At 39.7% G+C, this 25,285-nt stretch carries 20 protein-coding genes; 2 read left to right on the top strand and 18 right to left on the bottom strand.

The window, feature by feature from the left end:
• The first annotated feature begins 109 nt into the window (after window positions 1–109).
• A complete protein-coding gene (ppsA, locus tag ACPUEY_RS01715) occupies window positions 110–2,488 on the top strand; it encodes a phosphoenolpyruvate synthase (protein ID WP_086197274.1) in 2,379 nt (792 codons plus the stop codon).
• Window positions 2,489–2,730: 242 nt separating this feature from the next.
• Window positions 2,731–3,423, top strand: a complete 693-nt coding sequence (locus tag ACPUEY_RS01710; RefSeq protein ID WP_425120925.1) for a hypothetical protein — start codon at window positions 2,731–2,733, stop codon at window positions 3,421–3,423.
• 63 nt (window positions 3,424–3,486) lie between these two features.
• On the opposite strand, the gene ACPUEY_RS01705 is transcribed toward ACPUEY_RS01710, so the two are convergent.
• From ACPUEY_RS01705 to ACPUEY_RS01620, 18 genes are all read right to left on the bottom strand, one after another.
• Window positions 3,487–3,735, bottom strand: a complete 249-nt coding sequence (locus ACPUEY_RS01705) for a pentapeptide repeat-containing protein (RefSeq protein WP_425120938.1) — start codon at window positions 3,733–3,735, stop codon at window positions 3,487–3,489.
• 100 nt (window positions 3,736–3,835) lie between these two features.
• A complete protein-coding gene (locus tag ACPUEY_RS01700; RefSeq protein WP_425120924.1) occupies window positions 3,836–8,632 on the bottom strand; it encodes an RHS repeat-associated core domain-containing protein in 4,797 nt (1,598 codons plus the stop codon).
• A 419-nt stretch (window positions 8,633–9,051) separates the two neighbouring features.
• Window positions 9,052–9,567, bottom strand: a complete 516-nt coding sequence (locus ACPUEY_RS01695) for a glycoside hydrolase family 108 protein (protein ID WP_425120937.1) — start codon at window positions 9,565–9,567, stop codon at window positions 9,052–9,054.
• Between the two features lie 235 nt (window positions 9,568–9,802).
• Complete coding sequence (locus tag ACPUEY_RS01690) at window positions 9,803–10,378, bottom strand: hypothetical protein (RefSeq protein WP_425120923.1); 576 nt, start codon at window positions 10,376–10,378, stop codon at window positions 9,803–9,805.
• A 62-nt stretch (window positions 10,379–10,440) separates the two neighbouring features.
• Window positions 10,441–10,671, bottom strand: coding sequence for a hypothetical protein (locus ACPUEY_RS01685; protein WP_425120922.1), 231 nt, complete (start codon window positions 10,669–10,671; stop codon window positions 10,441–10,443).
• A complete protein-coding gene (locus ACPUEY_RS01680; protein WP_425120921.1) occupies window positions 10,664–12,559 on the bottom strand; it encodes a hypothetical protein in 1,896 nt (631 codons plus the stop codon). The genes ACPUEY_RS01685 and ACPUEY_RS01680 overlap by 8 nt, the downstream gene beginning before the upstream one ends.
• 15 nt (window positions 12,560–12,574) lie before the next feature.
• Window positions 12,575–13,414 (bottom strand): hypothetical protein, encoded by an 840-nt coding sequence (locus tag ACPUEY_RS01675; protein ID WP_425120920.1) that lies wholly within the window; start codon window positions 13,412–13,414, stop codon window positions 12,575–12,577.
• A 3-nt stretch (window positions 13,415–13,417) separates the two neighbouring features.
• Complete coding sequence (locus ACPUEY_RS01670) at window positions 13,418–13,816, bottom strand: hypothetical protein (RefSeq protein ID WP_425120919.1); 399 nt, start codon at window positions 13,814–13,816, stop codon at window positions 13,418–13,420.
• Window positions 13,813–14,109: a hypothetical protein gene (locus ACPUEY_RS01665; protein ID WP_425120918.1), complete on the bottom strand. Its 297-nt coding sequence runs from the start codon at window positions 14,107–14,109 to the stop codon at window positions 13,813–13,815. Before ACPUEY_RS01665 ends, ACPUEY_RS01670 begins: the two co-directional genes overlap by 4 nt.
• On the bottom strand, window positions 14,106–15,401 hold the full coding sequence (locus ACPUEY_RS01660) for a hypothetical protein (protein ID WP_425120917.1): 1,296 nt from the start codon (window positions 15,399–15,401) through the stop codon (window positions 14,106–14,108). The genes ACPUEY_RS01665 and ACPUEY_RS01660 overlap by 4 nt, the downstream gene beginning before the upstream one ends.
• A 53-nt stretch (window positions 15,402–15,454) precedes the next feature.
• Window positions 15,455–17,071, bottom strand: a complete 1,617-nt coding sequence (locus ACPUEY_RS01655; RefSeq protein ID WP_425120915.1) for a hypothetical protein — start codon at window positions 17,069–17,071, stop codon at window positions 15,455–15,457.
• A gap of 10 nt (window positions 17,072–17,081) precedes the next feature.
• Window positions 17,082–19,046 (bottom strand): hypothetical protein, encoded by a 1,965-nt coding sequence (locus ACPUEY_RS01650; protein WP_425120914.1) that lies wholly within the window; start codon window positions 19,044–19,046, stop codon window positions 17,082–17,084.
• Window positions 19,036–19,452: a hypothetical protein gene (locus ACPUEY_RS01645; RefSeq protein WP_425120913.1), complete on the bottom strand. Its 417-nt coding sequence runs from the start codon at window positions 19,450–19,452 to the stop codon at window positions 19,036–19,038. Before ACPUEY_RS01645 ends, ACPUEY_RS01650 begins: the two co-directional genes overlap by 11 nt.
• 2 nt (window positions 19,453–19,454) lie before the next feature.
• On the bottom strand, window positions 19,455–22,853 hold the full coding sequence (locus ACPUEY_RS01640; RefSeq protein WP_425120912.1) for a tape measure protein: 3,399 nt from the start codon (window positions 22,851–22,853) through the stop codon (window positions 19,455–19,457).
• A gap of 104 nt (window positions 22,854–22,957) precedes the next feature.
• Window positions 22,958–23,107, bottom strand: a complete 150-nt coding sequence (locus ACPUEY_RS01635) for a hypothetical protein (RefSeq protein WP_425120911.1) — start codon at window positions 23,105–23,107, stop codon at window positions 22,958–22,960.
• 355 nt (window positions 23,108–23,462) lie between these two features.
• Entirely contained in the window at window positions 23,463–24,029 is a 567-nt protein-coding gene (locus ACPUEY_RS01630) for a hypothetical protein (protein ID WP_425120910.1), read from the bottom strand.
• Between the two features lie 342 nt (window positions 24,030–24,371).
• Entirely contained in the window at window positions 24,372–25,115 is a 744-nt protein-coding gene (locus ACPUEY_RS01625) for a hypothetical protein (RefSeq protein WP_425120909.1), read from the bottom strand.
• Window positions 25,115–25,285, bottom strand: a complete 171-nt coding sequence (locus ACPUEY_RS01620) for a hypothetical protein (RefSeq protein ID WP_171259615.1) — start codon at window positions 25,283–25,285, stop codon at window positions 25,115–25,117. Before ACPUEY_RS01620 ends, ACPUEY_RS01625 begins: the two co-directional genes overlap by 1 nt.

Here is a 25,285-nt window from a genome sequence, read left to right as displayed (position 1 = left end):
TAGTAAACCGATCTTACATGAGTGTCGCCGAGTAAATCAAAAAGCTGGGCGATTTGTTATAATTTCATGCCAAGATAGTGATTAATACTGCATAAGTGGAGTAACAACTTTGGAAGCGCGCGTAATTGGTCTAGAAAAATTAGGGAAACACGACGTTGAACTCGTTGGTGGGAAAAACTCATCACTGGGTGAAATGATCAGCCATTTGTCTAATGCTGGTGTATCAGTACCGGGTGGTTTTGCAACCACAGCTGCTGCGTATCGTGAATTCCTCGAGCAAAGTGGCCTAAACGCTAAAATCAACGCCGAGCTTGCAGCGCTTAATGTTGATGACGTAAAAGCTCTGGCAGAAACAGGCGCAAAAATCCGTCAATGGATTGTCGAAACTCCGCTTACAGCAGAACTCGAAAAGGAAATTCGCGAATCTTTCGCTGCTCTTTCAAACGGCAACCCTGACATCGCGGTTGCCGTTCGTTCATCTGCAACAGCAGAAGACTTGCCAGATGCATCATTTGCAGGACAACAAGAAACCTTCCTGAACATCCGTGGCATCGACAACGTTCTTGTCGCCATTAAGGAAGTATTTGCTTCACTTTATAACGACCGCGCAATTTCTTACCGTGTACACCAAAACTTTGCTCACGACATCGTAGCGTTGTCAGCTGGCGTGCAACGCATGGTCCGCTCTGAAACTGGTGCAGCTGGTGTAATGTTCACACTGGACACAGAATCTGGTTTCCGTGATGCAGTGTTTATTACCGCTTCTTATGGCTTGGGTGAAATGGTCGTTCAAGGTGCAGTTAACCCTGACGAATTCTATATTTCCAAACCGCTTCTTAAAAACGGCAAACATTCTATCCTGCGCCGCAACCTGGGCTCTAAACACCAAAAAATGATTTATGGTGAAGAAGGTGCAGCAGGCAAATCTGTCGTTGTTGTCGATGTTGAAAAACAAGAGCGTCAACAATTTGCTTTAAATGATCATGAACTGCAAGAACTTGCAAAACAGGCTTTGATCATTGAAGAACATTACGGTGCTCCAATGGACATCGAATGGGCCAAAGATGGTGATGACGGTCAGCTTTATATCGTTCAGGCACGTCCAGAAACCGTAAAAAGCCGTGAAAATGTCGGCACTATGGAACGCTACCTGTTAAAACAAAAAGGGACTGTAGTCTGTGAAGGCCGTTCAATCGGTCAACGTATCGGTTCTGGTAAAGTCCGCATCGTCACTTCGATTAAAGAAATGGACAAAGTTCAAGACGGTGATGTGCTTGTATCTGACATGACTGACCCGGATTGGGAACCAGTGATGAAACGTGCTGCTGCCATTGTCACTAACCGTGGTGGCCGTACCTGTCACGCTGCCATCATTGCACGTGAACTGGGTGTTCCAGCGATTGTAGGTTGTGGTAATGCAACTGAAGTCCTTACTGATGGTCAGGAAGTAACAGTTTCTTGTGCCGAAGGTGATACAGGCTTTATCTATGAAGGCGCTTTAGATTTCGAAGTTCAACGTAACTCTATCGAATCTATGCCTGCGCTTCCATTTAAAGTCATGATGAACGTGGGTAACCCTGACCGCGCATTTGACTTTGCACAAATTCCAAACGCAGGTATTGGTCTGGCACGTCTTGAATTCATCATCAACCGTATGATTGGCGTGCATCCTAAAGCATTACTCAACATTGACAGCCTTCCACGCGAAACTCGCGCAGCTGTAATGGCACGTACTGCAGGTTATGCATCTCCAATCGAATTTTATGTCGAAAAACTGGTTGAAGGTATTTCTACCCTTGCTGCTGCATTCGCTGACAAACCAGTGATCGTGCGTATGTCTGACTTTAAGTCAAACGAATATGCCAACTTGATCGGTGGTAAGTTATACGAACCGGAAGAAGAAAACCCAATGCTTGGTTTCCGTGGTGCAAGCCGCTACGTTTCTGACAACTTCCGTGACTGCTTCGAGCTTGAATGCCGTGCGTTGAAAAAAGTTCGTGACGAAATGGGCTTAACCAACATTCAAATCATGATTCCATTCGTACGTACAGTAAACGAAGCGAAACGTGTCATTGAATTATTGGCATTGAATGGCCTGAAACGCGGTGAAAATGGTCTGAAAGTGATCATGATGTGCGAGTTGCCAACCAACGCATTGTTAGCTGAACAGTTCCTTGAGCACTTCGATGGTTTCTCTATCGGTTCTAACGACTTAACTCAGTTAACGCTTGGTCTAGACCGTGACTCTGGTATCGTTTCACATCTATTTGATGAACGCGACCCAGCGGTTAAAGCACTGCTTTCTATGGCAATCCATGCATGCCGTAAAGCCGGCAAATATGTAGGTATTTGTGGTCAAGGCCCTTCTGACCACCCTGACCTGGCTAAATGGTTGATGGAACAAGGTATTGAGTCTGTTTCTTTAAACCCGGACTCTGTTTTAGACACTTGGTTCTTCCTTGCAGAAGAAAAAGCTCAACAAGCGTAATAAAACATGTTAAAAAAGACCCATTCGTGGGTCTTTTTTATATCTATTAAACAATAAGTTAAATAAATAAGTTGCATTTTTGTTGCACTACGTTTGAAAAATAATAATTTTGGAAGAAAAAACATATGAATACCTACTTATACTTTCACATTCAACACTGCATGAAATTTGCTGAGCCATGGAATAAAAAATCAGGCTGGGCTGTCTGGCATAGTTGTTTTGATTATGAGTATGGGTGTTGAGTGAGTTTTGGTTTTGAGTGGGGTGATGAGTTGAATGAAATAGAAAGGATTGTTGCCAATACAATTGCTATAACATGTATTGCGTTATTATTTTTATTTGCATTTACTTGGATAGTTTTTGACTTTCAGGGGTCGAGCAATTCTTTAAGGGATACGTGGGGTATTGTTAGTTCATTATTTGGAGGTATAGCCACCCTGGTTGCAGCTTATATTGCTTCTTTATTATTTAATGATTGGAGAGAAACACAAACTGCTCAGAATAGAGCAGAACACGCCAAAGCAGTAAAAAAGAGTCTAATTACATTAAAATCAAACATGGAATTTTATCGCTCTCAGGTTTTGGACTATTCCAATAAAACAAAACCAGAAGAAAGAAGAATGTGCAAAGAATTAAAAGAAGATTTCTTAAATAAATATCATCTCTTGTTTATGGACTTGAAGATTAATTTAGAGATGTATGAAAACACATATAATGACAACATAATGAAAAATATTGATGGGCCACATCTAAAAGCTTATTTTATTTGTATCCTTATTGCATTTGAGGCAGTAATTGATATGGGTGATGAGCAGCCTAATATTGAAGTATCAAAAACTTTATATGACATAGAAAAATTCAATAGCAGCTTTAATGAGGATTTTTTTCTTCCAATTTTAAATAAACTAAATCCCCCTATTAACCTTGTTAGTTAGTTACAAGCCCTCAATTGAGGGCTTATTTCTTCCAATTACAATTCTGTTACTCTTTATAAGAACTTAATTTATTAAAAATTCATCTGCTTCTACCAGATGATTATCTATATTCTTATTATTTATAAAATTAACATTTGATAGCGATGGATATCTAATTTGATTTTTTTCAAATAAACACTTCTTAAACAAACTGTCTACTATATTAATCGTAATCATATTAGAGCCTATAAAACTACAATTTATAAAACTACAATTTATAAAAAAAGCTCCCCTCAAATTAGCCTTATAAAAAATGTAATTTTCAAAGATCATATCTCTAAATAAAACTCTATGTAAATCAATATAACTAAACATGAGCTTCTTTATAAATATACAACTCATTATATTTTTATTAGAAAGGTAATAAAACATTTTAACGATTCCCCCAATCATAACCATCTACTTTTATTTGACTCATTGGAAAACGCTGTAAACCATGGGATGCATTTGACGGCAATTTAGAAACATTAATGCTACACAATTTCCCCACAATATAGCGATGGTTTCCATCAACAATAATATTACCATCTGCTTTAATTGGAGGAATACTTCTTTGACCACTTTCAACTCTAGCCACATAAGCTTGAATAACTGGTAAAGATACAGACTTTTGCAATGTTAAATGTCTATCGCCAGTAAGAACTGATCTAATTGTTGACTCATTAGCTGGCAAACATTTTTTCTCACAACTCTCATCTTTAGCAGGGTTATTAGGAATAGGCTTTGGTGGAGACATCAATGTAGGAGCTGTAGCAGCAATAATTCCTACTTCAGCACAAAAGGCTGGATTTCTAGCACAAGTCATACTCACACTATCGGGAAATAATCCTGATGAGTCTGTTAGATGTAAAGAATTCCCCCCAACATACCCATAAGTATTCAACCCACCATTCAAACCTATCGGATCACTCTCTATATAACGCCCTGTAACAGAGTCATAGTCACGGAAGTAGTTATAGAAAATTCCTGTTTCGCTATCATAATATTGACCAGCATGACGAATTGGGAAAATGAGATTTCCTGTAGGTAAAACATCCCCAAACTGATCACCCTCCCAACGCCATACAACCTGATTGCTGTTAGTGCTGATTGCTCTTGGTGTACCTAAATGATCCGTATGCACCCGTAAAATTTCATTTGGATATTGGTAACTTCTTAAACCCACCAACCGATTTTCTAACCAAATGTATTCTCGGATCACCTCACCTTGTGGCGTGTATTCTCCAAGCAACTGTCCATTTTCATCATAAACAAATAAGGTTTGTGTTTGCGTACCTGCGTTGCTGCCAATCTTCTGGATGCGCTGTCCAAAGGCATCGTAAGCATTAAAACTGCTGCTTATGCCTGCACTAATACTTTCACTTCGCCCTTGAGTATTGTATGTATAACTTCTTAGACCATCATTCGTAATCTGACCAGTTGGCAAATAGGTATAGGCTTTATCGTTGGTTCCTTGTGTTATGCTCCTAATGCGATTATTACCTGTTTGAATCGTATAATTTTCTATTATAGATGTGCCACTCTCAATCTGATTTCTTGTGAGACGGTTGCTATTGGCATCATAACTGTATTTAAAGGTTTTATTGACAAGGTTTTGCTTGATTAAACGGCTTAAAGCATCGTGATTAAAGCTGCTGTTATTATTACTATTAGTCTGATCAGTAATCGTAAGGATTCGATCTGCTGCATCATAGCTATAGTCTTTTTCATAAGCATTCGGTATCAGGATTTTTGTAATACGTCCATCTAGGTCGTACTGGAATTGTGTCTGATCTCCTACTTGGCTATATGTCCAGCCTTTGATACCATTGACTGAGTGTTGGATATTGTTGATAAAGTTTTGACTATTTAGCTTGATACCTGTCAGTTGTCCCTTATTGTCATAATCATAGTTAACAACATTGCCACTTGGTAATCCCAGCTGTTTCAGCTTACCGCCCAAGCTATAGCTGTAATAGACATTCAGTTGTGGAGCGGTACTTTGTTGTGTAGTCAGATATTTAATGGTTTTTCGACGCACTAAACCCAAGTTATTGTAGCTAAATGTCGTTTCTGCCCGTTTGTTATTGGCTTGAACCAATCTGCCCTGATCATTGCCTATTTGCCCATAGGCAAAGCTGGTATTTTCATATTGCTCTGTACCATCCGTATATTGATCTTGCTGTAATGTCACCTGACCTTGGGCATCGTATTGATAACGATGTTTACGTTGGTTAGCATCAACTTTTTCCAACAATTTGCCATTTTGGTATTGATAGCTGGTTATACCTGTATCTGGGCTATTAAGCTGTGTTACTTCACCAAATGCATTATACTGATAAGTCGTCGCCCCCCCTTTTGCATCAATCACTTTTTTCAATTGATCTAGAGCATTGTATTCATATTGATTACTTTGATCTAACGGATCGGTTTTACTGATTTGACGATCCAAAACATCATAAGCATAAAAATAACTTTGATTTAGTGCATTATTCTCTGACGTAACTTGATCATTATTGTTATACGTTAGAACTTGTTTTTGTTGTTGGTTCCCTAAGGTTTGTTGTAAGCGCCCTATACTGTCATAAACTTGCTGGTTTTTCGCTTCGAGTTGCCCTGTATTTCCATATACCGTAGTTTGGGTGATATCCCCATTAGAATTTAATATAAAAATGGTTCTATTCCCTGATTGATCCTTCACTTCAGTTAAACGATGTGCATCATCATAGGTATATTCAATTCTTTCACCATCAGGTAAGGTGGTAGAAGTAAGTAACCCTCTAGGGTCATATTCATAACTATTTATTGCTTGTTGAGCAACTCCCGGATTTGCAACAACTATGAATTTTTGTTCTTCTTCGGTATAAGGTTGCTCCTCGTTAAACAAACTATACACAGCATTCACTAACTGCTGCCACCAGTTTAATCCATCTTCGCTAATCTGCTTTTGTAATTCATCATTCGTTAATGTTTGTTTTTGCTGAATCACCCGTCCAATATCATCATAAACCAAATTAATGTTCTGTCCTGAACTAGTTGTTATTATTAAAGGTTGACCTTGAGCATTATGTTGGCTATACGTTGTAATAATGCCATTAGTATCTGTACTGCTTAATAAATTTCCATTGTCCCCATCATATTGATATGTAGTAATTTTTCCTTGAGGATTGGTTTCTTTTGTCAATTGACTAAAGCTATTGTATTCGTAAGCCCAACTTCTAGCTTCTTGTGATGCTGGGTCGGTGATGGTTTTAGTTAATACATTACCCTTATTATCATATGTGTAGTCAGTAGATCGAATCACCTGGCCTTGAGCAATTTCTTGTATTTGAATTGGTCTAGAAAAATAGCTATGCCAAGTTGTATTTACTGTTCTTTCTTGAGCCGTACCAACTGCTTCTGTACGAGAAATTTCTCGATTCAATTCTGGATCATAAATAAATTTTGTAGTTTTGCCATTTTTTAGAATAGAACTGACATTTCCAAATTGGTCAAAACTGAGCTTTGTTTCAGACAATCTATTATCTGAAATTAAAGTTGGTGTATTATATCCTTGGATATTTTGTAAGTTATACGTAAATACCTTACCACTAGCAGCCGTTACTTCACGTTGACCTTGACTCTCTCCGCTATAATCAACCGTATGCTTATCAGCTCCATTGCTATGCTCTGTAGATATTGCTCTATCTGTATTATCATAGGCATAAGTAGCAAAACGATTACCTTTTTCATCGGTAATCCCTGTAAGCAAATTAGAGTTCCCTGAAGGTGCTAATATACTGTTTTCACTATAATGATAATAACGAGTTGTAGCATGGATAGAACCTAGCTTTTTAACACTAACTAAACGATTTTTTGCATCATAACTGTATTTTAGTTGTAAATTTCCTAATTGAATCGAATCAATGCGTTGTTCAGTATCATAACTAAAGTGTACGGTATGTCCAAAGTTATCTGTAATTTTATGAAGTAAGTAATTATTGTCATATGTAAAGTTAATAGATTGACCATTGAGATACTTTTCTCGAATAAGCTGGCCATTTTTATTATATATCTCATAGATTCCTGTCAATTTATTTGAATAAAGCCATGAGCCGTCGGGAAAGGCTTCAATTTTTATTCCATTATTTCTTTGATCAGTTTTAAATATAATTTTTGATACCGATTCATCATTTGCAGTTATAACACTATCTACATAGGCAATGTAGGTATTGCCCCCTGGTCTTTTTAATCTAATTATTGGATAAAATGGTGTTGGCTGTTGTTGCCACGCATATTGTGTATCAATTTTATCAAATAAAATAGTTGCTGAACCTTGATACGTCTCAATCAAATTACCATCGTTAAGTTTATTAAACTGCAAAACTATTTGTTTATCAAAATTAAAGTCCCAATTCGTGTTGTGTTTAAAGCCTTCTGCTTTAAGATATTGATTTTCAGGTAGACTGTTGTAAATACGTGAAATATTTAATGGTGAAAATGGTGAATACCAATCACTCTCTTTTTGCATTTTATTTCCTGAAACGTAATCAATCGGATTACCGCAGGTAGATGGGATCGGATTGTTATTATTAGAAGTATTACAACGTTTGGGTTCAGGCGGTAATTGACACATAAATGGATATTTAACCCGATTTGGATCAAATGCCATCACTTGAGTTGTATTTGATGGGCAACGAAAACTAATAATCTCTCTCTCACCAGCAATATTTGCGTTACCAAGCCAATCCCCACTGGAGTTTTTAACAGGTATAATAAGAGTTTTTGGTAGATAGCCTTCAAAATTTGCGAAGGAATAAATATCTCTCGCAGAAGACCAAAATGTTGAAGGTGATCTCCCTAAAAGAGGACTGGATGCAGATCCACTACCAAATATATTGCAGCTCGAACATAAATAAGGTGGCATTGGCCCAGCAATTACACCGTATCCATCAGCTGCTTGTTGAGGTGTTGTTCCTGTACCATAAATAGTTCCCCAATCACCAGCCCTTAAAGTGTAAAAAAAATTGCTTTTAACTTTCGGATTAAGTGGTGGTAAACATTTGGATTGTCCCTCAAAGGCTGTACAAATATTTTCTGCATAATTAGCGGAATATGCCAAATTAATAAATAGCCCAGGACTGAGCAACACCACAGAACATAAAACGAAATGTTTATTTAAATATTTATTGATACTATTAATTTTTTCCACTTTTCCCCCAAAAATAGTTTATAACTAAATCTATTTTTCTTATAAAAAATCAAACCAGACCTAAACCAAGTTCACATGAATATTGATGTTTTTTTAATCAACCCTAAACTCATACAATTGACCAAAATATTTTACTGCGCAAAAAACCTTCGACTCCCTATAAAAAACACATACAAATCAGTATTTTTATTTATTGTAAAAACCATTTATAAAGTATTTTTGATTATTTTTCAAAATAAACACGATTATTTAATCAAGTGCTTATTTTATTTTTTTAGAGCTTTTTGGACGAAATTTGTCTAGGAGAGTGGTAGCAGTCCATTTCAAGCTATAATACTGCACACGCAGACGGTGGCATGAGTCTTTATTGAAAATCGCATATACTGTGCAACCAGATACTCTGGATGCACAGCGTTAAACTAATTATCACGTGCTGCATACTTTAAGTTATCTGCAACACGATTCACCCAGCCTTTACCCCAAATTGGCCATGTGTTTAAGGATGTATAAAACTTTAATCGCTCAGCAGTCAAAGTTAATAATACGTCATTCAGATCTCGTGAATTCACGGCTTCCATGGTCTTAGGTCCAATTACTCCATCCGCAGTAACACCTACCGCTTGTTGTAATTCCTGAATTGCACGCTTCTTCCCGGCATTAATCGAAAAATCCCAAAGTTGAAACGTGATAGCAGAATGCAAACCGGTGCCACCTAACTTGTCCCACCAGTCTTTTTTATAAATTTCTTTGGCTTGGGCAAGCGAGATATTTTTAATATCAAGATTTGGATATGTGTTTGCTGCCAAGCCAAACTTAGTACCTTTTAATATTCCTACGCCGACTTTTCCACCAGTCCAATTACCTGGATCACGTCGATCATTAGTATAGCCACCTTCATGACCGATCAATCGTCGGAATGCTTCATCAAAAGCGATTGAATCAACCGGTAGTTTTGCAAAGCCTAAAAGTGTTGGTTCGGGATGCAGTTCAGGCTGGGCCTTCTTGCGACCAATGATTGTAGCCAGTAAAACAAGAATGATTGATACAATACTTTGATATGTAGTAGGTAGCACATTAGCATTTGATACCTCTTGTAATACCAATTGCAAACAGGATAAAAAAAGCGCCATATAGGCGCCATATTTTACTGAGTCAAATTTCCATACACTTTCATTGATTAATTTCATTATTAGTTCTCACATAATTTCGTTCATAAAATTTGTTGCGGATTTCTTCAACTGTTCTTAAAAGTTGGTCAGACTGTTTTTCAAGAACTTGAATTTTTTGGGTGTTTTCCATAGATCGAGTGGTCATGGTATCGGTTTTTCCTGTCTGGGTATTCCAGGCAAATCCCAACGCACTAAGTAATGCGACACCACCCCAGCGCACAATATTTGTGGTGTTATCAATCTTGGTTTTGCTTTCACTTAGTACTCGAATCTGAAGATCAACTTCCTTTTGTTTTACTTCAGCATCTTGTCGAATCTGCTTGAGGTCACTTTTGAAATTTGATTTGGCTCGATCCAATTCCTCCTGCAGATTGTCGCGAGTCTGCGTTAAGTCATTTCGCGTCTGCTGATGCTCTTTATTGAGCTGCTCTAACTGCATATTCATACGGTCAAGCTTCTGAGGCATTTCGGCCAGCTTATCCATGTTTCTGGATATATCATTGATCTTGTCTGAAATGGCAATCAATTGCCCTGCTGTCGCTATTGGTGGATCAGATGAATAATTTTCATTTGGCATGCCGCCCCCTAATTTTTGGCAATAAAAAAGCACCCGATTGGGTGCCATTGGTTTGTTTTTACTTAAACTTCTATTTGCACAACAGCACCCGAAGGTGCTGTCCGCTTGATCTCCTGATCGGATACAAATACCCGGGTGCCGACTGAATATTTTGTACTGCTGGTACACAGTACAAGGCCAGTGCCATCTACCACCAAAACCTTATATTTAGGATGGTCCTCACTGGTGATGGTTCCCACAAATTCGGGTGACTTTGGCAGTAGATCGATTAGACGTTGTAATGCATTACTCATCTCGATTCACCCGTTCAACCTTAATGGTCTGGTTCACTACCGCATGAGTAAATGACACACTCACACTATCAATAATTCCCCACCATTCCCCATTAAAAGCGACTAATTCACCGGGTGCACACTCTCCCACTTCTGCATTAATTGGCATGACTAGACTATGAGTTTCGACCATACCAGCTTTAGCCAGTTGAGCCTTGCCATATGCACCCATGCTTTCCACTGTAAATAATGGATTATTGACTGTTTCAAGCAGAGTATCTGCACTGGTACCGGTTCGCTTTACTTGACCTGTTAAGCCTGTTTGATCATTACTGAGTGTAATACCATTGTAATCTGGATAGACTTCATAGTCCGTAGACTGATCCTTTGTAATGCTTTCCGGCACCAAGCGGTCATAGTCTGAAATTGCAATCGGGTCCCAAAAGGTCTTTTTGTATTTGGGTTTAATCGTCAGTGCATTACCACTTTTTTCGCTGTAAACAAAACCTCCTGCAGACTCAGCAATCAGTTTGATTGCAGCAATCGGAGTGAGATTCGAATAACTCAAACTATAAGCCGGTAATATCCAGCCAAGCTCATCAATCAACTGCCAATTCAGTTGAGCGCTACTATTCACCCGGTCAAGTTCAGCCTGTGCTAATTGCACTGATGTGCGCTCATTTTCCTGTAAAAACGACCGTGTTGGTGATGTTGGGGAATCAAGCAATGCTGACTGACTTCGGCCAGTTAAAGTAAATGTTTCCTGGGCGAATCGACGTGCACGACTGCGATTATCCAGCAACATGTGATGCTCATTACCATTCACCATAATTTTAAGAATCACCGGCTGCCCTGCGATCGGCTCAAGCTTACTAATTTCATTGGCTGGCACGTTCAAACTGTATGACCAGCACCAGCGGCTTCGATCCGTGCCGTAGTTGCCATCGTAAACTTTAATTTCCTCGCCATTGTCCAGGCGGGTAACCGACAAACTATTCAAGATATACCACCAGTTTTTATTGGGTAGTGCCGGAATGCAATCATCCGCACCAAAATTTAAAATGACGTTATGTGGATCTACCTCATGACAAAGACAGACAAAATTAAGATCAGTTGAACCTACATATTCAGGAATTTCTGGCTTTGGCCATGGCAATACTGGATGTTTGCGGTAGTGAATCGCATTGGTTTTATCCCAGGAAATTTCACTGCTTGTGATGAGTTCAAGGCCTTTATCCCACTCAAATGTAAAGTGCTTTTCGAAAACATGTGCGACTTGATGTGAATAGGTAAAAGTCTTGCGCTTACGGACCAGCTCAACCCAATCTGCATTCCAATTGATTCTTAATCTCTTAGATTCCTCAAAAACCAGACTTCGGGAAATAAACAGTTTTTCATTTTCTTGCCATTTTAGATAAGCACTACGCGATAGCCCTGTTGCCTGCTCATGAATGATTTGAACTGAACGATGTAACGTATTAGCTTTATCAAATCCAATCGCTGCATGGTTGCTCAAACCTAAACTGCGCTCAAAATAAAAGGCGCTGTTATGCGCCTTAAAGATCGGTTTCTTCCATGGTATATCTGGTGAACTTAAACATGGAATTGCACGCTGAAAGTTTGAGGTCAAGTAAGATTCAATGCCACGAATAAAGTTGATATCTGATATTCCATGACTCACAGATACAAACGAAACATTAATAAAGGCCTCCAACCGGTCGTTATTAACGGTCAAAGTGTTTGAGCCACTGATTACAGCAGAAAAAGCCAGCGTTAATCTGCTATTCAGTTTTTGATCGAAATATACTGCACCATATGTAATTGTTAGATCAAACGGTGCTTTAAGTGTAGGTGGGTTGATAAAATCTGTACAGACAACCTTAAAATTAAAACTGTATTTGGGATTCATAACCTACCAACCCTATCATGAGAGTCTTTTAATACGGAATTTTCGCATCTGTCCAATAAATTGTTGTGTATTGGGGTCGCCTCCAAAATACCCGGTAACTAGATGCGAATAGCTACCGACCGTAAATCGCGGCACCCACCCTGCCTCAACCTCGTTCACATACAACGTAATTCGATCCCCTTTAAGCTCAAGCCTAATAAAATATTCCGTGTTAACAGCATATGGGTATACGATAAAGTTAGAACTTGCTGCACTATTAAAATAGATGTGCATCTTATAATTTAAATTTTCTTCAACAATAGTCCCCATGCCTAGATTTAATGTTCCGCCACTCCAAGTATTAAATGTATTCATAAAAATATTTAAGAACTTACGAGTAGTTACGTTTGGAACTTTTGCATAAACGCTGATTTCATAGTCACCGTCATTAAAATTAATCACATTTCCTGGTGCACGTATTCCAGTATTATTGGAATCAGCGAAAGTTAGCACATCGCCATCACTAAAGGTTAGATTGGAACCTGACGACGTGTTTTCCCAGATAAGCTCCGCAGAACCTATATCCAGGAACCCGCCTCCGTCGGTGATGATAGCTACCACCCCCTGAGAAGTCACAACAGAATTTAGAGGGCTGTAAACCGTTTCAGAACCGCGATGAACCGCAACCATATAGTAATAACGCACACCTTCTACCACAGCGCGATCAAGATAAAATGGCGTTTTTAAATCTACTGCCAAGGGAGAAGGAAGTGTCGTACTTGTGAAAGGTAATACACTTCGATAAATAGAAAGGGAATCAAAGTGGCCAAATACTGAAAATTCTATACGATTCCCGAATCCTGTGAAATCTGTCATACGTTACCCCAAAAATGGTTTCAGAATAATGGAATCAAGCTTCTGTAAGGAACCGAGCAGAATGTCATAGCTGTTTAAGATAATATCCGTACCCATTTCAAAATCCGCAACTGCAACGCCAGCACCGTTATACAGCCTTGCCCATTTAACAACACCAGCCTTAATAGCCATGCCTGTATCAGTAGGATACAGCTCAATACCATCTGCAAGCAGTTGCTTGAAGCACGGCTTAGGTAGATTTAGCGTTACTATTCTTGCATCTGGATCTGCAGCCACATTCACTTTTGTAGGTTTAGTACTATCAAAATAAACAAAGGTGGCATTTTCGCTGCCCTGATCTAAATAAGTTGCTATGGCTTGTAGTGCTACAATTCCTGTAGCTAGAGAAGGAATTACACTCATTTGGCCACCACATTATCTTGAATGACTGCATTAAATTGTTGGTTTTTATCAAATGCCACAATAAAGGTTTTTAAGTCAGTATTTAAACCTAAAAAACTATAGTTGCCATTTTGGTCAGGTCTACTCACAGCAATCGGTTGTAAATTTGCTTTGTTATACAAAACCACGCTGCTGTCTTGATATTGCTGACCAAGTTTTTTAACGGTCCCTTGAATTTTTGCAATAACAGGATTTGTAGTTATGTTTTGCAATAACGATGACGAATGTAATGCTTGTCTAGAACATGGTTTCATTCAAGCTCTCCCAGATAGAAATACAATCCACCAATAAAGTTGTCACCACCATCTATATAAGCACTGTCTGCCACATACATGCTTTTATCAGCCATTATTGGCTTTGTTTCGGTAAAGCTGCTGATGTTTTTACCAGCATAAAAAACATGATAAAGAGAACCACGTAAGAATGCGTTCGAATCATAAAATGGGATCTCTAAGGCTGGTACATTGGTTTGACCAAAAACACTTGTAGCGCCTGAGTTGAGACTTGGAACTAGCGGAATGGCTTCAGCATGATTTGATAATCGATTCAAGACATTAAATTGGTTAGTAAAAAATCTTGAAGCTAATTCGCTTTTGAATAATGGTAAAAAGCCAGGGATTGATGTTGATACATATTGCGATGCATTGTTGTTTGAAATGCATGACATTAAGAACCAGTTTGGAATTAAATTATTATCCAAACTATTTTTAAATAATCCACATCCGTTTAAACGCTTACTTCCATTTACTGCAGAGTTATAGAGCAAATAAAATGCATTGCAATCTCCAACTAACGTGAATCTTCTATTTCCATTAGAAACATAATTTGACTCCTGAATTTCATGGCCGCGATCAGTTGCCCAATGCCACTTTGACCATCCGCGTACAACATTTAAACCTGTTCCAGTTAATGTCCAATTTTTCTTAGGTTCTAAACTATTAAAAGGTAGTTGTAATTTATTTGGATCTTCAAAGTCATCGATATGGGTCATATTCTCGATAAGCCCAACCATTGCTGATTTTGCATAGGTGGAGTTATAAGAATTAGTACCGTCTGAAATTGTTTCATCCACCCGAATGTACGGATGTTCAGCACGTGGATTTTTTGCACGATAAACACGCTTTACATCGTTTGTATCACGGAAAATAATGTCATAACCCAGTGAAGCCAACTTTGCCGAACCTAGACTCAAAATATTAACTACAAGTGGATTTTCAACAGTACGTACGATGCCTTTTAAAATCAGTTGATTATTTGTTGGAATTCCTTTGATGCGATATTTGCCATTAATTTGTCGTGAGGCTCCATCAACACTAACATCAGCAAAGCCAGATAATTCTATAATCTGGAACAGCATGCAATTATGTGCTGCATATAGTCTAAGCGTAATATCGCCCTGAGCATCAATTGAAGCACTTGTGATTTGTGTTAAATCAATACCGGTGACCAATGCTTTATCTAGCAAGCGTATTAAATCACCCCAGTTATTGCCAAGCGTCAAGCCATTTAAATGACTGAAATACTGAACATCTACATCTGTCGCCATTAGCGAATACTCATAAAAAAGACCGCTTATAGCGGTCATATTTGATTTAAATTTTAAGCAATACGGTCAATATCACCACGTAACATGATCTGAAACTGGTCAGACAGCACAGTAGGTTCAGACTGTTTTACGGTACGAATCACCCATACCGGGAAAGTTGCAGCAATGGTATTGAAGCGTAGGACGTTGCCACTTACCCAGCCAGCACCCCAGCCTTCCTTTTTAATAGTGAAATACGGCACACCTGTCACCGGGTTAATCGGTGCATAATCTGAATTTGTTGTACCTGTACCAATCTGGCCAGAGTACTCACCAACGCATCGGAATGACTGCGCATCAGTGAATACAATCGCCCAGCGCTCCTGAATCGAACCATTGTTGGTAACTGCTACTGGATATAGCGCATCATTATAATTGGCTGAAATCGCCCCACCGGTCGCCTCATCTGCCCAAACATTTGACCATGTCTGCTGTACAAACTTGCGTGTATAGCGTGCCTGCATATCACCAATGACCAGCGCAGACCCAACAATTGAATTCTCTACAGAATAATTATGAGTGACTGGCTTGGTAAAGGTAATCTGGCCATTGATCTGTACATCACGGATCAACCCCATATCTTGATAGCGATATTTAGCTTTTAGCGGCGCAACCAAAACTCCTAAGACAAAATCGCCATTGAGAGTGAATTTTCCGTAATCATAGTCCACCACATACATATCATATGGAACTTTGGTGCCTTCGTTATCCTCAAGTTCAAGATATGAAATGCGCTGATCTGCCAGTGAATAGGTCTGCCCAGCAATATGATCAGGCAACTCATAAGATTTGGTTGAGCTGATAATGCCAATATCACCCACCCGAAATATCGGTACCCGGCCATCCAGAGGCAAACGAGTTGCGGATAAACCCAAGATTTCTGAATCTAGTGGAATATAGGTATAAGCTACAGCGTTGTAACGGACAGATGAGGCATCTACCCATACCGGAATATTGATATAGGTTTTGCCTAGTTCTTCATATTCAAGCAGTGGGTCATACCAGGCATTGACTTCAATCTCAGCACGGTTCGCTACAGTAATTTCAGTTTTGGTATAGAAATAGATATTCACAAAACCGGTATCATGATTAATAGAGCCATGCGCACGACTGGTTTCAATGATTCCATTTTCATCTGTAGTCAATGTGAGCTGACCAAACTCCAATGATGCCACTACCACGGTTAAAGACTGTGGCCGAATTGGAATAATCGGTGTTCTAAAACTGATTTTGTTGACTGGTGGCAAATCGGTGGTCGTTGTGAGTGACTCCAAAGTAATGCTGTTATCAGCATTCGGTGTCCATGAATCAATCTCGACTCTGCCGGTGCCATACTGAATCACACCAGATGCAATCCCACTATTATTTGATGAATCCACATTCCGATACAGTGTACCAGCACGATCCAGGAAGGTATCCAGACCCACTTTAAAACGCGCTGAGCCTGTCAAAATCTGCTCATCAAAACCAGAAGATAAGTCTAAGCGCAGTTTGTCCCCGGTTACGATTTCAGAGCTTGAATTTAATCCAGAGGTGTCACGATATTTCACTGAAATATCTGCTTCCTGATAGGCTTTTAGGGTAACTTCACTGCCTTCAATTTTAGAAGTTTGCGGTAAATAAAATGACATACAACCTCACTTAAGCTGCTGCATACACCGCTATTGATGTGTAAACAGGCTTAAATTGTTTAGTTTTTAAAATCGGAGTTATTTCAACGGCACCCGTGCTGTAATTAATGGTTCCTTGTATCTCTCCGGCATTATTTACAAGGTTACCGATAGTGCTATTGATTGGTACATCAATGACCTTGGCAGTACCAGTATTCTGGCCAAGTTGATCAGAAACCGGAATGCTAAGCTCAACACTATTGGGCTGAATGGCGGCACCGGTACCAATCGTAAAACTTAATTTTTGATTGCTGTCTGGCACGATTGCCGACTTTGTTTGATTGAGCTGATCGCCAAAGTTATAAACTACTGTGAACTGGGTATTTTTCTGCGGCAACTTGTTAGGAATGATTTTTCCAATCCCGGTAGAGTAGTTAATTTCACCGGTTGCATCGCCAGTAAACTTGCCTTGAGCATTGCTCACTGCAGTTTTTGCTTCATCTTCAAGCATCCAGTTAATCGTCACACCTGGTGCAATACCGGTTTGACCCAAATCAAAATCAAAAGCTGCCTTCTCAACACTTAAGTTAGAGCGCACAAAAGTCACGATGGGAGTGCCCCACTGCAATAAGATTGGGGTGTCTACATCAGGCAAGGCGCCAGTCGTTAATAACCAAGTTCCCGTTTCATAGTTGATCATCCCTGATCCAAATGAAGAACTTGAACCCTTGAGCTGACCTGTTCCATCATCTTTCAGTTCATAAAATTTGCCTTGCGACATGTATGAAATAGACAAGCTGCCTGGGGTTGGGATCGGGACCAACACTCCATTCCAGTTGGAACTTTGGTTATTTTGAGTCACTGGCCGCGCTTCAGACTGGAAATACTGGTTTGGTGTAGCTGCCGGCTTAAAAGTAATACTTAATGTTGTTACACCTGCAGTTGCAGAAGCAGTCCATTGAATTAGACCGCGCTGATAATCAATCGTGCCTACTTGAATGCCTGTACTGGTTTTAAGTAGTCCACCTTGATCAGTCACGGGTTGGCCAAACAATGAAAATGAGAGGCTTGATGGCATCACAGATGAGCCAATATAAAGGTTCTGACTCACCCCGACTGTGGTTGGAAAACTGGCAGTAATGAAGCCATCATTACCGGGTACCAGAATCGCACTTTCACCTGCCGCATTCACATCGACAATTGGAGATTCGGTTTGAGCAGATGGAATGAGTTGGGTAAAAATGCTCTGTGCCTTTACTGTGTATTCCCCTACCTGGGTGTCTTCACCTAAGCCAACAGATGCATAGTATTCACCAGTATCAGCAACAATCGAGTCTCGGATAATGGTTTTTGATGCCTGACCGCTATACCATTGCTGTGCTGATAGCCCAACATAATCCATATCAAGCGGATCATTAAGTGTATAAGTGGCAATCTTGTATTCAACATATTTACCATCAATCACCGTGATTGCCGTTCGTGTTTCCACCTTGATAATGTACAAGTACTGTTCATGCTCTAAGGTTTTACCCTCATCACTGATCAGCACAATGGTGTCACCCACTGAACTTTCTGTTTCTTGCGGGAACATGGCGACTTGTAATAGCTTCATTCCTTTTAAGTGTGTATCCAGCGGCGTTCCTGCTATTTGCCCACCTTTCGCCTTATAGTTTTCAACTCGGTTTTTCGCTGCTTGACGCTCATCCGTCCATGACTTTGTACTGAACAATAGGGCCGATACATTGGGATCTTTGGGATTTTCCGAGATAAAGACAGTAGCCCCCATTAGCTTGTCAGCATCATTAGTGGTGACCGCTGGAAAGATCTTGCGCATGGATACATCACCCATGGTTCTATCTAACTCAGATACATCATCGAATAGATTATTGCTCTGGCCATCGATAATGACCTGGCCATTGTATTTACCACCGCCATCCGCATTATCAGTTAAGCGCTCGGATTCATAGAGCACCAGGTCTTTAGTTTCAATTGGCATTGTCTAGCTCCGTAAAACGCATGGTGACGTTGTAATAGTCATCTTCAGAAACTGCAGGAATGTTTTTCACTGGCTTGGCTTCTAAGGCACCTGCTTCATGATTAAAAATCACATTGAATTGGCGTGTATCGTGTGGCCATTCAAATTCAAGCTGGAATTGCTCTTGCAGCAAGGACCATTCATAAAGCGTTTTTAGATGCTTCAGCTTGATCCACCCCATCTCTTGATCAGCGGGCTGCAATGTAATGGGGCGGCCTGACTTCTTCTTACCTTCTTGAACAATCAAAGTTCCATCGATTGCACGCTCCTGCTTCTGTTCAATTGGCTTCCATTCAAATTCATCAGACCATAAAAAACCGTCCTCTAATGGGACGGCTTCTGATGTTGCTATACGTACTAACCGCATAATTAAGTACCTTTTTTAAGCATTTCCAGTTCGGCAAGGAAATCGTTGAAATTACCTTGATTTTCTGCGGCTACTGGAATGCTGATGGTTTTTCCATTAATTGAAATGTTGTTTTGTATGGTTTTGGATGGCGAACTGTCAGCAGTGCTTGGCAAGGGTATATTCACATTTGGGGCCAGATTATTCACATCTACAGACTTCGCAGATGGACCTGTAGAAACAAGGCTATTACTACTCATTTGGCGCAACAATTCGTTAATCTTGTTGGTGCCGTGCTGAGTGGTTAGGCCTTTTTGGGCTGCATTATCAAATTCAGTATTTATCAATGCCTTCATCGCAAGACTTCCGCTATTTCCTAGGCCTTGCTCTTTAGCCGCACGATCCGCTTCCATGGCTTTGGACCAGATTGAGCCAGCCAATTTTTCAGCCTCTTTATCGCTATAACCCTTAGTCTTCAGCTGCGATAAAACATCTGCCTTGCTGTAAGAGCTATAGTTATAAATCCCTTTGCTTAATGACTCACCTTGGCGTTTCATTTCCTTGTTGAAATCACTTTTCGCCTTATTGACTGCATCAGCCCAGGCTTCAGTAGAGGATTTAGCCTCTTCACGCGCGACTTGCCCTGCATGACGGTAACCATCGCCAATATCACGGGCAGAGTCTCTGACGCGGTGATTGGATTTATCCCATTCATCATTTGACTTAACAGCAGCCTTTCCTGTTTCATCAATCTGAACTTGCAGGCCGAGTGATGCAGCTTTAGCTTGTACCGCTGCAATTCTAGCCTTATCGCCTGAGGCAATAGCAGCATCAAGCATTTGTGTGTAAGCCTGTTTAATACCATCAGCAGAGGCCTGCCCACTCTTACTCACTACATCAAAGTTTCTTTTTACAACGTCAGCAGCTTCATTCAGTTCATCTTTAGTTTTAAGGCCAAGTGAAGCAAATGCTGCCCGAACTGGATCTAGTACAGCTGGCAATTGTTGTGCCTTCTGTTCAATTTTAGTTAAACCAAGTGCAACCTGCTCACCAGTGATCAATCCTTGTTTCTCAAGAGAAATTAATGAGCTTTTTGCATAATCCAATTCAGCGCGGGTTTGAGCTGTGTCAATCGCTTTATTCAGATTGGCAGATAAGGCTAATCCCGTATCAATGCCCTTGGCCTTGTAAGTATCAAGATTATTAATCACTGTCTGCACATCATTATTTGCAGACTGAAATGCCAGTGAAAACTTACCTTGCAGCTGTTCTGTACTTAAACCCGTACGCTCTAAAGCTGCCTTCATTACTGCTTCAGTTAATTGGGCAGTTTTCTCTGCTTCCTTGGATGTTCCTGCAAAAGCTGCTCTTGCATTAGCCTCAAATACAACTAAATCTTTACCGTCAAGCGCCTTACCTAAGCTCTGCTGAAGTTGATCAGCTGTAATTTTTCCTTGGTTTTTTAGCAGAACTAAAGCAGTAATCGAATCATTAATTCCTTTGGTGGAGTCAAACTTCATTGCACTGGATATTTTCTCCAATGCCTCTTTAGTTGGTTCGCCTTTTTTAATTAACTCATTGAATTCTGCAATTAGCTTTTTAGATTCATTTGTTAATTGGTACGCTTTATCACGAGCCTTTTCAGCAGCATCAGCCATTAGTTTTTTACTTTCAGCTAAAGCTTTTGCTCTGACCTCAGATATCAACTCTTGCTGTTCAAGTTTTTTTAGCTCCTCATCATAGCCTTGAAGTTTTGCTATCCCTTCGCCAATGTATGTGCCAATTGGCTCGAATACAGTAGGAATTAAAACCCCAACAGCTGTAACAGCAATACCTAATGCACCAAGGCGACCAATCAAAGTCATGATTGATCCGCTTGTTGCTGCAGCCGCAGTGGTTGCTACTGCTGAATTGGTTGCTAATTGATTCTTGGCTACAGCTGCTGTACGTGTAGCGGCTGCATTTGCTAATTGTGCCTGTGTATTAGCAACAACCGATACAGTTTCTTGCGTAATAGCTACCTGGGCGGCTCGAACACCTGCTGCCTTATCTAAGAACACACTAGCAATATTGAGCGCCTTATAGGCAATTAATGCCTGTGCTGCAAGTGTTAGTGTTGAAACGATAGAATCCAGATTATCAGCGACATATTTAAGCGCCTCTGCTACTTTGGTACTGGCGCCAGATGCTGCATCAGCTTCACCGATATATGTGGTCCATGCTGTTTTTAAGTTCTCAATTGAGGCACCAATAGTTGCTGGGAACTTTGCAAATTCAGTACTAATTTTTTCAGATTGGCTTAATAACGCCTTTGTTACAACATCGGTAGTCAATTTCCCGGCTTCAGCCATTTCGCGCAGCTTGCCAATCGTCACACCAATACCATCAGCCATTGCTTGTGTTAATCGAGGTGACTGCTCAACCATTGAGTTGAATTCATCACCACGAAGCACACCTGAACCTAATGCTTGGTTTAATTGGGTTATAGCAGCCTCATTTGATGCAGCCGAACCGCCACCAACCTGAATTGCCTTATTAATCGTTTCAGTGAGAGCCAGTGCTTGTTCTTGCGGCCACTTCATCTCCTGACCAATCTTGGTTAGCCTGGCATACAAGTCACCTGTAGCGGTTAAATTTGAATTTGTGGCAATGGCGACATTTCTAACATCATCCATTGCCTTTTGAAGGTTGCCATGCTCACCAACAGCAATAGAAATACGACCTGATAAATTCTTATACTCATCTGCAGTTTGAGCAATCTCCATTGCCGATGTGCCAATGCCTAGTGCTGCAAGCGCACTAGTTAATGCGGTAAATCCAGTTTTTAACCCTTGAATTTCACCAGATGCTCGCTGAGTAAAGGACTCTGTTTGTTGTAATTCTGCATTTGCTTTACCCAACTCTTCATCTAATTTAGCCACTTCTGGATTGATAAGGCTTAATTCTGACTTAAATGCAATAAATGCCTTATCCGCTTGCAAGACCTCTTTCTCTAACGCATCTACTTGCTGTTGCGCATTACGAATATCCTCTGGTGTTGCATTGGTTTTTGAGAACTCTTCAAGCTTTGTTTTTGAAGTCGCCAAATTGGCTTTTAAGATATTCAGCGATCGAACCGAATCAACACCCAACTTTTTAAACCCATCAATCGCCCCATCCGCTGCAAAATCTGTGCTTTTTAACGACTCTGTAATAGCGTTCAATGACTCAGTAAGCTTGATGGCTCGTTCATTTGCATTTTTTGGAATAATGCCATCAATAGCCTTGGCTGCCTGATCTGAAACACCAACTATACTTGCAGATCCGTCTTTAATTGCAGCTATTGCTTTTTCCGCAGCTTGTTTAGACTGATTAACATTAGTGACAAAACTTTTAGTATCAGCATCCATCACCAACTTAAATGTTAAATTTTTACTAGACATGCTGACCTCTAAATTTCAAGCATAAAAAAAGCGCCTTTAGGCGCACAGAAATAAGAAACCGACCTCTTATTGAGCCAGTTCTAAGATGTATTCATTAATTTGCTCTATTTTAAAGCCAAGACTAAACCAATAGTGACTATTCCACATACAAGTATAAGCAGTGCAATAGCTTGTAAAAAACCAACACGATCAGCGCCTTTTTCGCTCATTTTTCCATCTACCTTTAATTGTGAATTTGAGGTATGATCATTCATACAAATTTAACTCCATAACTTATGTCGGTTGAGTTGATTTAAGAACCTCAGTGTTGGCGCACTGGGGTTTTTGCTTTTCAGATATTATTTAGATTTAAAAAAGAGTTCATCCTGCGGTTTTTTCTAAATAAAAATCCCATGATTACGGATCACAGGCTTTTTGCTTATTTTTGAATTTTAAAATGCTGACCAGCGATCAGCTTTAAGTTAAATAAAATACGTAAAAAATAAAATTTATTAGAGTTGTATTAAGCTTTAATACAACTTGAAGCTAATTTTGGGTATTAAAAAATCACCCAGATATTATTCCTTCAATTCCCCAAAGAACTTCTTAAATTCTTTAGCATTGGCATGATCAATCAGAGCCCATATCTTTTTTAAACGTCTCAAATCCTTTCTTGTCAGATTGAGCTACACGCGCAGCAACGGCGGAATTGAGAACCCCTTGCTTGTACATCTTATTTGCAGCCTTAACGTAGCCATCAAACGCACCGTAAGTCATTTCCATAATCTCACTATGCTGGTGACCCATTGATACCAGAAACTGAAATGAATCAAACCAAGTGGCTTCAATTGTGTGGGCTTTCTTTGCCCCATGCTTTGGCTTTTCATATTTGAAATAGGCTTGATTGACCAGAAGCACATTTTTAAGCAGTTCTTTAAAGGCCTGCTCATCTGCAGCAAGTTTGAATAGGGATTCATTATCTAGGTCAGTTACACATGCAATAGCTGAAATGACCTGCACGCCATGCGCTGCAAATAATTCTGTCAAAATCTCATCTGAATGATTTTTATTTTTAAGGAACTGCTTGATTGGCTCAGCATGTGTAGCCCAAGTGTCAAAGTCTTTCATTTGTATCTGGCGAACTTCAATATCATTCACCACGACAGATCGATTTGTGGCTAAGAAAAAATCATTCATGATGAGGTCTCAATGTAAATTTTGGACATAAAAAAACCACTCCGAAGAGTGGTTTTTTTATTTTCTAAAGATTCAATTAAACATTTGCCCAAATTGGTGGATAACCAACATAAGCATTAGAGCTGAAAATGATGTTACCAACACTTCTATTATTGCTGTCATTTCTTTTCCCTCTGATTTTAATTGTTCTTTTTTTATACAGACAAATAAGAATATTCTCAACAATTAATTCAACCAAAAGGTAAAAAAATTATGACAATATTCAATATAAAAAGGTGGCATTGTAATAGGCACAAAAAAAGACGCTTAAGCGCCTGTGTGGTTCTTTGTGCCTGTGTGGAGTTACGCTGTTACGCTAAAGCGCTCAATATGACCAAACACACTGAGTTCAGCATCATTGGCTTTAGAGATATCTGCTAATGCCTCACCTTCAATTGAATAAGATCCAAAGTCTTCATGAATCAGATCAAATTCAGTATCTGGTGAGAATTTCACACGCCATAACGTCATGACAACCTTGTCACCAGTAAGCGTATCAATGCCCTTGAAGAGGATTCGATATTCACTCCCAATGTTATTAGCAATTGTAGTACGTGTCTTAGCACCAGCCTTGGCAGAAAACTTAACTGGACCAACGATAGCTTCATTAAATACTACTGTGCCGTAAACAGCATCCAGTACATATTTATCTGAAGTAATGGCTACATCTGAGCTATCTTTAAAAGCCACATTACTTAAATTGCGTTGGCCTAAATCAATCATAGCGCCAGCCTGTACAGTACCAATATTGATATCAGTCAGCTGAGCCTCAGGAATTTCAATTGATTTACCGCTAAGGATTAACTCTAGATTTTCCTTAGTCACCTCTTCAATTGTTCCCGAAATAGCAACACCAGTTTGCTTGTACAAGACTGCATCTTTCGAACGTAGACCAGTTTTACTTTCATAATGGTCAGTAGACTCAATAGAAATAGCAATCTGTAATTCCGGAGTACTACCGACTGGTAATAATGCAGCAGGTACACCACTAACCATTTTTGCTAGATGAAGTTCACCCTGAAGTGAAATCACATTTGAATTAGCCATTACTTTTCATCCCCTATGGTTTTCTTGGCTGGAACAGCTTTAGGTTCAGGTACTTCCTGAATTACACCATCTGCCAGTAATTTTTTGAGTTGAGCATCATTCAGCCCACCGACAACATCGCCTTTTTTGAAGCGACCGACGGGCTGCAATGCCTTGTATTGTTTTTCCAT

Origin of the sequence: Acinetobacter sp. G11 (assembly GCF_049808495.1) — a bacterium.
Taxonomy (GTDB): Bacteria; Pseudomonadota; Gammaproteobacteria; order Pseudomonadales; family Moraxellaceae; genus Acinetobacter; species Acinetobacter kookii.
This window is presented reverse-complemented; position numbering and strand designations above follow the sequence as displayed.

What these genes read in the sequence shown, in the direction of transcription:
- ACPUEY_RS01705 (WP_425120938.1), bottom strand. Translation starts at nt 3,735, where the DNA reads ATGATCTTTGAAAATTACATTTTTTATAAGGCTAATTTGAGGGGAGCT.
- ACPUEY_RS01690 (WP_425120923.1), bottom strand. Translation starts at nt 10,378, where the DNA reads ATGCCAAATGAAAATTATTCATCTGATCCACCAATAGCGACAGCAGGG.
- ACPUEY_RS01685 (WP_425120922.1), bottom strand. Translation starts at nt 10,671, where the DNA reads ATGAGTAATGCATTACAACGTCTAATCGATCTACTGCCAAAGTCACCC.
- ACPUEY_RS01680 (WP_425120921.1), bottom strand. Translation starts at nt 12,559, where the DNA reads ATGAATCCCAAATACAGTTTTAATTTTAAGGTTGTCTGTACAGATTTT.
- ACPUEY_RS01675 (WP_425120920.1), bottom strand. Translation starts at nt 13,414, where the DNA reads ATGACAGATTTCACAGGATTCGGGAATCGTATAGAATTTTCAGTATTT.
- ACPUEY_RS01670 (WP_425120919.1), bottom strand. Translation starts at nt 13,816, where the DNA reads ATGAGTGTAATTCCTTCTCTAGCTACAGGAATTGTAGCACTACAAGCC.
- ACPUEY_RS01665 (WP_425120918.1), bottom strand. Translation starts at nt 14,109, where the DNA reads ATGAAACCATGTTCTAGACAAGCATTACATTCGTCATCGTTATTGCAA.
- ACPUEY_RS01660 (WP_425120917.1), bottom strand. Translation starts at nt 15,401, where the DNA reads ATGGCGACAGATGTAGATGTTCAGTATTTCAGTCATTTAAATGGCTTG.
- ACPUEY_RS01655 (WP_425120915.1), bottom strand. Translation starts at nt 17,071, where the DNA reads ATGTCATTTTATTTACCGCAAACTTCTAAAATTGAAGGCAGTGAAGTT.
- ACPUEY_RS01650 (WP_425120914.1), bottom strand. Translation starts at nt 19,046, where the DNA reads ATGCCAATTGAAACTAAAGACCTGGTGCTCTATGAATCCGAGCGCTTA.
- ACPUEY_RS01645 (WP_425120913.1), bottom strand. Translation starts at nt 19,452, where the DNA reads ATGCGGTTAGTACGTATAGCAACATCAGAAGCCGTCCCATTAGAGGAC.
- ACPUEY_RS01640 (WP_425120912.1), bottom strand. Translation starts at nt 22,853, where the DNA reads ATGTCTAGTAAAAATTTAACATTTAAGTTGGTGATGGATGCTGATACT.
- ACPUEY_RS01635 (WP_425120911.1), bottom strand. Translation starts at nt 23,107, where the DNA reads ATGAATGATCATACCTCAAATTCACAATTAAAGGTAGATGGAAAAATG.
- ACPUEY_RS01630 (WP_425120910.1), bottom strand. Translation starts at nt 24,029, where the DNA reads ATGAATGATTTTTTCTTAGCCACAAATCGATCTGTCGTGGTGAATGAT.
- ACPUEY_RS01625 (WP_425120909.1), bottom strand. Translation starts at nt 25,115, where the DNA reads ATGGCTAATTCAAATGTGATTTCACTTCAGGGTGAACTTCATCTAGCA.
- ACPUEY_RS01620 (WP_171259615.1), bottom strand. Translation starts at nt 25,285, where the DNA reads ATGGAAAAACAATACAAGGCATTGCAGCCCGTCGGTCGCTTCAAAAAA.